Genomic DNA, 12217 nt, shown 5'->3' with positions numbered 1-12217 from the left:
AGCCGTGAAGGAGTGGAGGTGGAGCCGGACTACTGCTGGGCGGCATCGGCCGTCAGCGCGGTGGCGTAGCGGGTGCGCAGCTCGCGCTTGAGCACCTTGCCGGTGGGGCCGGTCGGGAAGTCGCCCTCCTGCTCGGCCACGAAGACCGCGGCCAGTTCGGCCAGTCCGGCCGCCGCCATGGCCTTGTTCGCCGCGTCGAGGATCCTGGCCGGGTCGGTGCCGAGCGCGCCCTGCTGGAGCCGGACCACGGCGATCGGCTGCTGGCCGTCACCGAGCGCGCCGGGCACGCCGATGACCGAACAGTCCATCACCAGGTCCTCGCAGTCGGCGATCAGCACCTCCTCCAGCGGGAGGCTGTAGACCGGGCCCGCGGCGGTGTTGATCACGTCGACCGTGCGGTCCAGGTGGTAGAACCGGCCGTCCTCGGTGCGGCGGGCGATGTCGCCGGTCAGCCAGTAGCCGGCCAGCTCGAAGCTGCTGGTCAGCTCCGGGTCGTTCCAGTAACCGGGGGTGCGGGACGGGGTCTTGACCGCGAGGTAGCCGACCGTGCCGTCCGGCACCTCGTTGCCGTCGTCGTCCAGGACGGCGGCGTGCTCGACCACCTCGACCGGCAGGCCGACGCAGCGGTCGTCGCGGGGCGTCTCCGGGGTGGTGACCTGGCCGAACAGCGCCATGCCCATCTCGGAGGAGCCCAGGCCGTCGACGAACCGGGAGCCGGGCAGCACCGCCTGGCCGGCGGCGCCCTCGGGGAGCAGCCAGGGCTGGATCAGGCCGGAGGGCCGCTCACCGAGCCGCACCAGCCGGCGGATGTGGCCGAAGTGCGCCGAGTCGCCGGTGTTGAACCAGGTGTGCACCTTGGCGGCGGCCTCCACCGGGGCCTCGCCGGTGGCAAGTTCGACGAAGGTGCGGGCGAACGAGGCGACCATGGTGGGCTGGAAGGCCTTCATCACCGGCTCCACCGCGGTGCGCCGCCAGTCGCCCATGGTCAGGGTGGGCAGGCCCAGCAGGATCGTGGTGAGCAGGTAGCTGAGACCGCCGGCGTGGGTGTGCGGCATCAGCGACAGCAGCCGGTCGTACGGCTCGGCCGGGAAGCGCACCATGCGCGTCTCCTTGCCGACCCAGAACTGGCGGTGGGCCACCATGGTGGACTTGGGGGTGCCGGTGGTGCCGGAGGAGTGGATCAGCCCCACCACGTCCTCGGCGGCGTGCCGGAACGGGTAGACGTCCGGGAGCGTGCCCGACTCGGGGTCGTGCGCGCGGATCTCCGCGGACGGCACGATGAACCGGGGCCGCGGCTGCCCGGGCTTGTAGGCCGCCGAGATCAGCCGCGGGTCGTCCGCGACCAGGCCGACCACGCCGACGTGGTCCAGGTAGCGCTTGGCCGTCGCGATCGGCATCGCGTCGTTGACCAGCGCCGGGACGGCGCCGAGCGCGGTGAGCGCCAGGAAGTGCAGGATCGGCTGGAGGCCCTCGGCGATGTAGAGCGCGACCGGCTCGCCGGGCCGCACGCCGTTCGCCCAGTACCAGCGGGCGTACTGGTCGCGGATGGCCGCCAGCTCGTTCAGGCTGTACCCGCGCAGCGCGACCTGCCCGCGCTCGTCCGTCCGGTGGCTGTAGACCAGCGGCACGTCGGTGTTCGGGTTGTACTTGAGGGCGTACTCCAGGAAGTTGCCGGCCCCCAGGTCGGGATCGACCAGGAACTTCTGCCGCACCGGGAGCGGCGCGATGGGGCTGAGGTCACTCATGGGAGCTCCTGGTGCTCGGGACGGTTTCCGACACTGCGACGTGGGAGCGCCACCACTCGCGCCCCGCCTCGCCGAGGGTCTGGATCGGGTCGTAGTACTCGTACGACTTGGCGAGCGCGTACGGGTCGTCCTGTTCCAGTGAGGTCACGTAGTTCTTGGACCAGTACGAGATGCCGCGCTCACGGTCGTAGTGCTCGGTCTGGTGCACCCAGCGCTTGCCGACGAACGGCACGTCGCAGACCAGCCGGGGCGTGGCGAAGCCCGGCAGGTACCCCATGACCGCCTGCTGCAACGCCTGGGTCTCCCACAGGGCGAGGCGCCAGTGCTCGGCGTTCGGGATCATGTCGCAGAGGTAGAAGTAGTACGGCATCACCCCGGCGCCGTCGAGCAGCGCGAAGCACAGGTCGAGCAGCGACTCGGGGGTGTCGTTGACCCCGCGCAGCATGACGCCCTGGTTGCGCACGTCGCGCACGCCGAGGTCGAGCATGCTCCGGGCGGCCCGCGCGTTCAGCGGGGTCACCTGCTGCGCGGAGTTGGTGTGGGTGTGCACGGCCAGGCTGACGCCGCGCTCGCGCGCGGTGGCGGCCAGCCGGCCCATGGTGCGCTGGGCGTCGTCGCTGAGCCAGTGCTGCGGCAGGTCCATCAGCGCCTTGGAGGCCAGCCGGATGTCCCGGATGTGGTCCAGCTCCAGCAGCGCCGAGACGAAGGACTCCAGCCGGGGCCACGGCACGTTGGCCACGTCGCCGCCGGAGACCACCACGTCGCGGACGGACGGCGTCCGGCGCAGGTAGTCCAGCATGGCGTCGTGGCGGTCGGCCTGCTTGACCGTGAACTTCAACTTGAGGATCTGCGGCGTCGAGTTGCCGACCAGGTCCATCCGGGTGCAGTGCCCGCAGTACTGGGGGCAGGTGGAGACCAACTCGGCCAGCACCTTGGTCGGGTAACGGTGGGTCAGTCCCTCGACCACCCACATCTCCGCCTCGTGCAGCGAGTCCCGCGAGGCGTAGGGGTGCGAGGGCCACTCCGGGTCCCGGTCGGAGAACACCGGCAGCATGTGCCGGCGCACCGGGTCCGCGTACATGCTCTCGGCGTCCGGTTCGGCGTGCGGCACCATCATGCTGAGCACGTACGGCGGCAGCAGCAGCGACATGGTCGCCCGCTCCGCCTGGTCGCGCTCCACGTCGAGGTAGAACTCCTCGGACAGCAGGTCGCCGTAGGCCGCCCGGAGCTGGCGGACGTTCTTCACGCAGTGCACACGCTGCCACTGCGGATCGTGCCACTCCTGCTCGGTCACCTCGCGCCAACCGGGGATCCTCCGCCAGTCGGGCTCCACCAGGGCTCTGTACCGATATGAGTAAGGCTGTTGCAACACACTTCCCCCGCAACATCGGTGTAGTGGGAAAACCGGCGCGGTCGTGACATGGGAAGGAGCGGCCCGAAGCCGCCCGTCGGAAATCCCGTCAGGAAAGTGAGTGAAAGTCGCTCGGAGCCGAGGAGATACGGCTCGCTCAATCCCCCGTGTCACGGCACAGCTCGGTGCCTTGCCGGGATTGATCCTGCGCCGTCCGGGAGCGGCGATCAAGCACGATTCCCGAATCGATCCATCAGCCCACCAGATCGTTGCAGGTCAGCGGTTCTGCGCCGCTCCCCCCTCCGTGAGCGACAGCACATACTGTTCACATTCGCCCACTCCCGCCCTCCCGGGGAGCTCCTGACGGACAGTGCGGCCGCCGCCACCGGGTGGCCTACCCGTTCGGGTACCCCCGTAGTACAGCCCGCCCGGGCGCACCACCGACCTGCCCGAACACGCCTGTTCCGCGCCGTCGGCGACCAGAAGACTCCAGGTGTCAGGTCAACGGCTGGCCGCCGGGTTCGGCGGGGCGGTGAGGAGAGGGCGGCATGGTGACTGCGGGCGGGGCCTGGTGGTCGGACGCGGGCGGCTACGTGCCCGAGGTGCTGGAGGCGCTGGCGGCGCACCCCGACAAGGTGGTGCTGCGCTACCCGGGTACGGAACTGACCGCGGCGGACTACCTGCGGGCCGTCACCGGCACCTACCGCACCCTGCGGGCGAACGGCGTCGGGCGCGGCACCGTGGTCGCCGTGCTCACCGCGCCCAACAGCCCGGACATGCTCGGCGTGCGGCACGCCGCCCACCTGGCCGGCGCCGCGGTCTGCTACCTGCGCTCCACCAACCCGGGCACCAGCACGGCCATGCTGCCGCTCGCCGACCAGCTCGGCATCGTGCGGGACACGGGGGCGAGCGTGCTGTACGCCGACCGGACCAGCGCGGCGCGGGCCGCCGAACTGGCCGAGCGCTCCGGCGCGGTCCTGGTCGGCCCCGGACAGGACGGGTCCGCCGGGACGGCGCCCACCGACGACCCCGGGGCCGTCGCCCCGGCGTGCGGGGAGCCCGACGACCTGGCGGTCATCATGTTCACCAGCGGCAGCACCGGTCGCCCCAAGGGGATCCGCAAGTCGCTGCGGTCCTGGGAGGGCACCGTGCGGATCGCGGTCGACACCCCCGCGGAGGCCCCCGAGATCACGGCGCTGTTCAGCACCCCGCTGAGCCACAGCGCCGGGCTCCTGGTCGACGGCGCCCTGGCGGTGGGCGGCAGCGTCGTGCTGCTGCCGGAGTTCGACGCGCGGCAGGTGGTGCGCGCCGTCGTCGAGCACCGCGTCACCCGCACCTTCATGGCCACCACCCAGCTGTACCGGCTGCTCGACCACATCGACGACCTGGGCCACCGCGACGCCTGGTCGGCCGGACTGGCCGGCCTGCGGAGCCTGAGCTACAGCGGGACGTCGGCGGCGCCCAGCCGCCTCGCCGCCGCGCACGAGGTGTTCGGCCCGATCCTGCTGCAGCTCTACGGCACCACGGAGAGCGGCCGGATCAGCTACCTCGACCCGGCCGGGCACGCCGACGCCGGCCTGGCCGCCACGGTCGGCCGGGTCTTCCCCGAGGTCGAGCTGGAGGTGTGGGACCCGGACACCGGGGTGCGGCTGGCCGACGGCCAGGTCGGCGAGATCCGGATGCGCTCCCCGCAGCTCATGGACGGCTACCTCGACCCGGCCCTGGACGCCGGCGTGCTGCGCGACGGCTGGTACCGCACCGGCGACATCGGCTACCGCGACGACCGCGGCCACCTCCACCTGCTCGACCGGGTCTCCGACGTGGTCAAGGTCGACGGGGTGAAGATCTACCCGGCCGTGGTCGAACGCGAGTTGCTGACCGTCCCCGGCGTCGCCCTCGCGGCCGTCTACGGAGTGCGCGACGCCGACGGCACCGAGCACCTCCACGCCGCCCTGACCTGCCGCCCCGGCACGCCCGTCGACCCCGAGACGGTGCGCAAGCACATCAGCGCCGACCTCTCGCCGGCCCTGGCCCCCGAGCTGGTCCTGGTGCTCGACGAACTCCCCATGAACCCGACCGGCAAGCCCGACAAGGCGCGGCTGCGCGAGTACAGCGCCGCCGCCACCGCCTGAGGCACCGCGCCGGCCCGACTCCCGTACCGGTCAACCCCCGTACTGATCAAGCCACTTTCACGTCGTGTCGAACGAGAGGAACTCCCATGCCCCGGCACCTCGACTACTTCACCCAGCAGCTCACCGAGGAGCAGCGCCGCACCCGCACCTTCTTGGAGATCGGCCGCCGCGCCGGCAACTTCCCCAGCGCGATCGCCCGCACCGCGGACGAGGAGAACGAGATCACCGTCTGGTGCAGCAACGACTACCTCGGGATGGGACAGCACCCCTCCGTCCTGGCCGCCGTCCACGACGCCGTGGCCCGGTTCGGCGCCGGCTCCGGCGGCTCCCGCAACATCGGCGGCACCAACCACCGCCACGTGGAGCTGGAGCGCGAACTCGCGGACTGGCACCGCAAGGACGCGGCACTGCTCTTCGCCTCCGGCTACACCGCCAACGACGGCGCGCTCGCGGTGATCGCGGGCAACCCCAAGGGCACCGTCGTCTTCTCCGACGAGCTGAACCACGCGTCGATGATCGACGGCCTGCGGCGCAGCGGCGCCCAGAAGCGCATCTTCCGCCACAACGACGTCGCGCACCTGGCCGAACTCCTCGCGGAGACCGACCCGGAGGCGCCCAAGCTGATCGTGCTGGAGTCGGTGTACTCCATGTCCGGTGACGTGGCGCCGCTCGCCGAGATCGCCGACCTGGCCGAGCAGTACGGCGCGACCACCTTCCTCGACGAGGTGCACGCCATCGGCATGTACGGCCCCGAGGGCGCGGGCATCGCCGCCCGTGAGGGCATCGCCCACCGGTTCGACGTCATCATGGGCACCCTCGCCAAGGGCCTCGGCACCGCCGGCGGCTACATCGCCGGGCCGCAGGACCTGGTCGACGCGGTGCGCACGATGTCGCGGGCGTTCGTCTTCACCACCTCGCTGCCGCCCGCGACCGCGGCAGGCGCCCTGGCCGCGGTGCGCCACCTGCGCGGCTCCGACGCCGAGCGGGAGAGCCTGGCCCGCAACGCCCAGCTGCTGCACCGGCTGCTCCAGGAGGCCGACGTGCCGTTCCTGTCGCCCGACTCGCACATCGTCTCGGCGCTGGTCGGCGACGACGCCCTGTGCAAGGAGGCCTCGGCGCTCCTCCTGGACCGGCACAAGCTGTACGTCCAGGCCATCAACGCCCCCAGCGTCCGGGCGGGCGAGGAGCTCCTGCGGATCGCCCCGTCGGCGACCCACACGGAGGCCGACGTGGAGAAGTTCGCCGAGGCCCTGGCGGGCATCTGGCAGGAGCTGGGGATCGCCACCGCCTCCGACCGCGCGGCCGGGCACACCACCGCGAAGGAGCTTGTGTGACCCGCTCCCTGGCCGCCGTGCTCGCCGATACGGCGGCACGGCGGCCGGACCGTCCGGCCCTGGTCCAGGACGACACCGTCGTCACCTACGGGCAGCTGTGGGACCGGGCCCGCCAGTACGCCGCGGTGCTGCGCCACCACGGCGTCGGCCCCGGCGACCGGGTGGTCCTGCTCCTGCCCAACTCCCCCCGCTTCCCGGCCGCGTACTACGGGGTCCTGGCCCTGGGCGCGGTCGTGGTGCCGATGAACGCGCAGTCCCGCACCGCCGAGGTGGAGTTCGTCCTCAAGGACTGCGACGCGCGCGCCCTGGTCTGCGAGGGCACCGTCGTCGGGCAGGGCGGGCCGGCCGCCTCGGCCGCCGGGATCGCGCTGTTCACCGTGGCGGACGACCGCTCCGGCGGGATCGACCTGGACGCCCCCCACCCGGGGCAGCCGGTCGACGGGCACGTGGCGGTCGCCCCGGACGACCTGGCGGCGATCCTCTACACCTCGGGCACCACGGGCCGCCCCAAGGGCGCGATGCTCACCCACCGCAACGTCGTCACCAACATCGAGGTGACCGCCGTCTCCCCGTTCGGGGTCCAGGACGACGACGTGCTCTACGGGTGCCTGCCGCTGTCGCACACCTTCGGGCAGGTCTGCGTCATGGGCACCTGCTTCCTGGCCGGCGCCACCCTCGTCCTGGCGCCCCGGTTCGCCGCCGAGCAGGCCCTCCAGGAGATGGCACGCCACGGCTGCACCGTCTTCATGGGCGTGCCGACCATGTACCACGCGCTGCTGGAGGCGGTGGCCGCGGGCGCGCCCGCGCACCGGCTGCGGCGCGCCTACAGCGGCGGATCCGCCCTGGCCGTGCCCGTCCTCAACCAGGTGCGGACCGTCCTCGGCTGCGATGTGTACGAGGGGTACGGCCTGACCGAGACCTCGCCCTGCGTCTCGTACAACCACCCGGGGACGCCGCCGCGGCCCGGCACCGTCGGGCTGCCGGTCACCGGTGTGGAGGTGGCCGTCGCCCGCGCCGACCTGGAGGGCCGCGTCGAACTGCTGCCCGTGGGCGAGGTGGGCGAGGTCGTCGTCCGGGGCCACAACGTGATGGCCGGCTACCTCGGCCTGCCGAAGGCCACCGCCGAGGTGCTGGTGGACGGCTGGTTCCGGTCCGGGGACCTCGGGCGCCTGGCACCGGACGGCTACCTCACGCTGGTGGACCGGAAGAAGGACGTGATCATCCAGGGCGGCTACAACGTCTACCCGCGCGAGGTCGAGGACGTGCTGCTGCGCCACCCGGGCGTCGAGCAGATCGCGGTGGTGGGTGTCCCCGATCCGGCCCGCGGCGAGCAGGTCTGCGCCGTCGTGGTGCGCCGGGACGGCTTCGGCACCGACCCCGAACTCGTGGACGGGCTCGACGAGTTGGCCCGCCGGGAGTTGACCGGCTACAAGCGGCCGCGCCGGGTGGAGTTCGTCGAGCGGCTGCCGCTCGGCCCCAGCGGCAAGGTCCTCAAGCGCGAGCTGGTCACGCTGCTGCTGGCTTCGCCAGCAGGCCGAGTTCCATCGCCCTGACCACGGCGAGGGTGCGGTTGGGGCTGTTGAGCTTGGCGAGGATGTTCCCCATCAACCGCTTGACACCGTTCTCCGAGATGCCCAGTGCGCGGGCGGCCTGCTTGTTGCTCAGGCCGCCCGCGACCAGTTCCAGGACCTGGGTCTCCCGCGCCGTCAGCGCGACCGCGGGGCCGGGGTCGGCGGGCACCAGCAGGCGCCGCGCCAGGCTCGCCGACACGTGGAAGCGCCCGGCGGACACGTCGGCGACCGCCTCCCGCAGCAGGCTGAGGTGGAGGGCCGACCGGTCCACGAAGCCGTGCACGTGCGGGGCCCAGGCCGGGGTCATCCGCTCCTCGGGGCCGACCAGGACCACCAGCCGCACGTCGTGGTCGCGCAGCCGCCGGGCCGGCGCCGCGTCCGGGGCCTCCGCCAGCTCGGCCGCGGAGGTGAGCAGGAGGTCCGGCGACAGCTTCGGCGCCGCCTCCGCGGCGTCGGCGACGGTCGGGTAGCTGAAGATGCTCGCGATCGACTCCAGGGAGTGCAGCATCCCTTCGAGCCCGTAGCGGTGGATGTCCTTGCGGAGCGCCAGGGCCACGGTGAGGCCCGGCGAGGACGGAAGCGTCGGAAGGTGCATGATCTCCTTCTCCTGTGCGTACGAGGGTGGGGCCTCGGGTCGTGCGAGGGTGGCCGCCCCGGACGGGGCGGCCACCCCTCCTTGCTTGTCAGGACCGGTCGGTCAGGACCGGCTCGCCCTCGGGCCGGGGAGCGGCCGTCGGGACGCTCTGCGGGACGACGGCCGCGGGGGCCTGCTGCCGCACCAGCCAGAGGCCGGTGAACACGGCGCTCACCAGGGTGACGACCCCGGCGGTGAGGAACGCGGTGTTCAGACCGCTGCTGTAGGAGGCGCCGTGCTCCTGGCGCGTGCGCACGATGGCGCCGAGCACCGCGACCCCGAAGACCGCGCCGATCTGCCGCGTGGTGCTGCTGATCCCCGAGGCGAGCCCGCCCTCCTGGACACTGACCGAGGAGATGGCCGCCCCGGTCAGCGGGGACATGGTGAGGCCGAAGCCGACACCGGTGACCGCCAGGCGCCACCACACGTTCAGGTACGGCGTGTCCGTGTGCACGGCGGCCATCGTCACCAGCCCGGCCCCGGCCAGGACCAGGCCCACGGTGACGACGCTGCGGAAGCCGAACCGCGCGGCGATCCGGGCGGCGTACGGGCTGCACACCACCATCGCGAGCGTGCACGGCAGCGTCTCCATCGCCGAGCGCAGCACCGAGTGGCCCTGCACGGTGGCGAAGAACTGGGTGAAGAAGAAGCCCGAGCCCATCAGACCGAAGCCGACCACGATCATCGCCGCGTTGGAGACGGTGAACAGCCGCAGCCGGAACAGGCGCAGCGGCAGCATCGGCCTGGCCGAGCGGGCCTCGACGACCAGGAACAGCACCAGCAGGACGACCGACGCGGCGAAGCAGGACAGGATCAGCGGCGCCGTCCAGCCCTTGCCACCGGCCTCGGTGAGTCCGAAGGCCAGCGTGCCGACGACCAGGAGCGCCAGCACCTGGCCGGGCACGTCGAGCGGGGGCGCTTCGGGGTTGCGCCGGTCCGGAAGGATGCGCGCGCCCACGATCAGCGTCACCACGCCGATGGGGATGTTGATCAGGAAGATGGCACGCCAGTCGAAGGCCTGCACCAGCAGGCCGCCGGCCGCGGGCCCGACCGCGAGGCCGATCCCGCTGAACGTGGCCCACTGGCCGATCGCCTTCACCCGGTCCCCCGGTGCGGGGTAGCCGGAGGCGAGCAGCGCGAGGCTGGCGGGGCTGAGCGCCGCGGCCCCGATGCCCTGGAGGATGCGGGCGGCCAGCAGCCAGCCGACCGAGGCGGACAGGCAGCACGCCAGCGAGGCGAGCGTGAACACCGCCATGCCGCCCAGGAAGATGCGCTTGCCGCCGAAGCGGTCCGCGAAGACGCCGCCGGCCAGCAGCAGCATCGCCACCGCGAGCACGTAGGCGTTCACGATCCACTGCAGCCCGGTCAGGGTCGTGTCCAGGCGCTTCTGCATGTCCGGCAGCGCCGCGCTGGTGATGGTGTTGTTGAGGAGGACCATGAACTGCCCGATGCAGGTCACGGCGAGTAGGGCGACCCTGTTGTGGGGACGGATCCCGTCGGACACAGGGGTGGCTCCTTATCGAGAGTCGGGGTTCTGGGACGCGGGGAAGGAAGGGTCGGGGTCGGACGGGTGGTCAGGTGCTCGGGTGCTCGGCCGGTCGGGCGGGGGCGGAGCCGGGTCAGTCCGCGCCGTACATCGACTCGATGGCGTCCGCGTGCAGCTCGGCTATCGCCGTCCGGCGCAGGCTGAGCTTCGGCGTCAGCTCACCGCTCTCCGGCGTCCACGGGCCGGGCAGCAGGCGGTACTTCTTGATCTGTTCGACCCGGGCGAGGACGGCGTTGGCCTCGGCGACGGCCTGGTCGAGGGCGGCCCGGACGGCCGGGTGGCGGGCCGGGTCGGCCAGCTCCGCCGCGTCGACCCCGTTGGCCCGCGCCCAGGTGGGCAGGGCGTCCTCGTCCAGGACGAGCAGCGCGGTGACGTACCGTCGGCGGTCGCCGATGGCGGCGGCCTGGCCGATCAACGGGTGGGCGCGCAGCAGGGATTCCAGTCTGGTCGGGGCGATGTTCTTGCCCCCTGCGGTGATGATCAGCTCCTTCTTGCGGTCGGTGATGGTGACCAGGCCGCGGTCGTCCACGGCGCCGACGTCGCCCGTGGGCAGCCAGCCGTCGGCGTCGGTGGCGGGGTCGAGGCCGCCGTCGGCGCGCAGGTAGCCCGCGCACACCACGGGGCCGCGCAGGAACAGCTCGCCGTCGGCACCGGTCCGGATCTCGATACCGGGCCCCGGACGGCCGACCGCGCCGAGCGCGAAGACCTCCGGCGTACTGACGGTGGCGGCCCCAGTGGTTTCGCTGAGCCCCCACACCTCGTAGACGGAGAGCCCGAGCCCGGCCAGGAACTCGAGCACGGCGGTGGGAATGGGCGCCGCGCCGCTGAGGGCGCGGTGACAGTCGTCGAGCCCGATGGCGGCTCGCAGCGGCTGCAGCACGACATCGTCCAACTTTTCATACTGGGAAGCAAGTTCGTTCGGGACCGACCGCCCGGCCGACCGCAGCCGGTACACCTCGACGGCGGTCTCCCGCGCCTCGTCGACGGCCGCGGCCTCCGCGGGCGGCAGCGCCGCGAGCCGGGCGCGCGCCGCGACCGCCAGCTTCTCCCACACCCGCGGCACGCCGAAGAGCGCGTGCGGGCGCACCGCCCGCAGGGCGGAGGCCAGTTGGGCCGGGTCGTCGCAGATGGTGACGTGGCCCGCGTTACAGATCGGCATGTAGATGCCCAGCACCCGCTCGGCGATGTGCGCCAGCGGCAGGTGGGCGATCGTGCGCGGGTGCGCGGGCACGGGGACGAGGCGGTCCTGCATCATCGACTCGTGGATGACGTTGCGGTGCGAGAGCACCACGCCCTTGGGGTCGCCGGTGGTGCCCGAGGTGTAGACGACGGTCAGGGGCGTGTCGGGCGTCGCGGTGTCGGTCAGCTCGTCGAAGGCGCGCTCGTCGGGCAGTTCGCGGGTCAGCTCGGCGTACATGACGTACCGCGGGTCACCCGCGGGGACGGCCGCCGGCTCCACCAGCACGACCGCGCGCAGCCCCTGCATCTCCGTCAGCACCGGCTGCCAGCGCCGCAGTTGCTCGGCACCCTCCAGGACCACGACGGTGGCCGCGCTGTGCCGGGCCACGAAGCGCAGCTGTTCGGTGCTCAGCGTGTCGTAGGGGGTGCAGGCCAGCGCGCCGAGGTGGACGGCGGCCAGGTCGGTGATCCAGTGCTCGGGCCGCTTGGACATCGCGATCAGCACCCGCTCGCCGCGGGACAGGCCGAGCCCGGCCAGGCCGTGGGCGAGCGCGGCGGTCTCGGCGCGCAGCTGCGACCAGGTCCGGGTGGTGGCGTCGGGGCCGGTGCCGCCGGTGAGCGCGGGACGGCCGGGGAAGGCGCGGGCGTTGCGGCGCAGCAGCCGGGTGATCGTCAGGTTCCCGGTGTCGACGGACGGTCGGGGCGGTGTCGCCGATGCCACGGCG

General features: G+C 72.7%; 8 protein-coding genes. 3 read left to right on the top strand and 5 right to left on the bottom strand.

Translation table 11 applies throughout. The annotated features are described in order from the left end of the window. Window positions 1-29: 29 nt before the first annotated feature. On the bottom strand, window positions 30-1745 hold the full coding sequence (locus ACFXPX_RS03550; protein ID WP_380523200.1) for a class I adenylate-forming enzyme family protein: 1716 nt from the start codon (window positions 1743-1745) through the stop codon (window positions 30-32). Beyond that, window positions 1738-3078, bottom strand: coding sequence for a KamA family radical SAM protein (locus tag ACFXPX_RS03545; RefSeq protein ID WP_375887229.1), 1341 nt, complete (start codon window positions 3076-3078; stop codon window positions 1738-1740). Before ACFXPX_RS03545 ends, ACFXPX_RS03550 begins: the two co-directional genes overlap by 8 nt. 566 nt (window positions 3079-3644) lie before the next feature. On the opposite strand from ACFXPX_RS03545, the gene ACFXPX_RS03540 reads away from it, so the two are divergent. The 3 genes from ACFXPX_RS03540 (at window position 3645) to ACFXPX_RS03530 (ending at window position 8115) form a co-directional block, all read left to right on the top strand. Next, window positions 3645-5228, top strand: a complete 1584-nt coding sequence (locus ACFXPX_RS03540) for a class I adenylate-forming enzyme family protein (protein WP_380523201.1) — start codon at window positions 3645-3647, stop codon at window positions 5226-5228. An 86-nt stretch (window positions 5229-5314) separates the two neighbouring features. After that, complete coding sequence (gene hemA / locus ACFXPX_RS03535) at window positions 5315-6562, top strand: 5-aminolevulinate synthase (RefSeq protein ID WP_380523202.1); 1248 nt, start codon at window positions 5315-5317, stop codon at window positions 6560-6562. Then, a complete protein-coding gene (locus tag ACFXPX_RS03530; RefSeq protein ID WP_380639473.1) occupies window positions 6559-8115 on the top strand; it encodes a long-chain fatty acid--CoA ligase in 1557 nt (518 codons plus the stop codon). The genes hemA and ACFXPX_RS03530 overlap by 4 nt, the downstream gene beginning before the upstream one ends. Here the strand turns inward: ACFXPX_RS03530 and ACFXPX_RS03525 are convergent. The 3 genes from ACFXPX_RS03525 to ACFXPX_RS03515 all read right to left on the bottom strand — a co-directional run bounded on the left by ACFXPX_RS03525 (window position 8069) and on the right by ACFXPX_RS03515 (window position 12213). After that, a complete protein-coding gene (locus tag ACFXPX_RS03525; RefSeq protein WP_380639471.1) occupies window positions 8069-8728 on the bottom strand; it encodes a LuxR C-terminal-related transcriptional regulator in 660 nt (219 codons plus the stop codon). The two genes, ACFXPX_RS03530 and ACFXPX_RS03525, sit on opposite strands and share 47 nt — an antisense overlap. A gap of 88 nt (window positions 8729-8816) precedes the next feature. Beyond that, a complete protein-coding gene (locus tag ACFXPX_RS03520) occupies window positions 8817-10205 on the bottom strand; it encodes an MFS transporter (protein ID WP_380639498.1) in 1389 nt (462 codons plus the stop codon). A 181-nt stretch (window positions 10206-10386) separates the two neighbouring features. Further along, on the bottom strand, window positions 10387-12213 hold the full coding sequence (locus tag ACFXPX_RS03515) for an AMP-dependent synthetase/ligase (RefSeq protein ID WP_380639469.1): 1827 nt from the start codon (window positions 12211-12213) through the stop codon (window positions 10387-10389). Between the last annotated feature and the right edge of the window lie 4 nt (window positions 12214-12217).

The sequence above is a fragment of the Kitasatospora sp. NPDC059146 genome (assembly GCF_042786665.1).
In the GTDB taxonomy this organism is placed as follows: Bacteria; Actinomycetota; Actinomycetes; order Streptomycetales; family Streptomycetaceae; genus Kitasatospora.
The sequence above is the reverse complement of the archived record's forward strand: the minus strand, read 5'-3'. Positions and strand labels throughout refer to the sequence as shown.

What these genes read in the sequence shown, in the direction of transcription:
- ACFXPX_RS03550 (WP_380523200.1), bottom strand. Translation starts at nt 1,745, where the DNA reads ATGAGTGACCTCAGCCCCATCGCGCCGCTCCCGGTGCGGCAGAAGTTC.
- ACFXPX_RS03540 (WP_380523201.1), top strand. Translation starts at nt 3,645, where the DNA reads ATGGTGACTGCGGGCGGGGCCTGGTGGTCGGACGCGGGCGGCTACGTG.
- hemA (WP_380523202.1), top strand. Translation starts at nt 5,315, where the DNA reads ATGCCCCGGCACCTCGACTACTTCACCCAGCAGCTCACCGAGGAGCAG.
- ACFXPX_RS03525 (WP_380639471.1), bottom strand. Translation starts at nt 8,728, where the DNA reads ATGCACCTTCCGACGCTTCCGTCCTCGCCGGGCCTCACCGTGGCCCTG.
- ACFXPX_RS03520 (WP_380639498.1), bottom strand. Translation starts at nt 10,205, where the DNA reads ATGGTCCTCCTCAACAACACCATCACCAGCGCGGCGCTGCCGGACATG.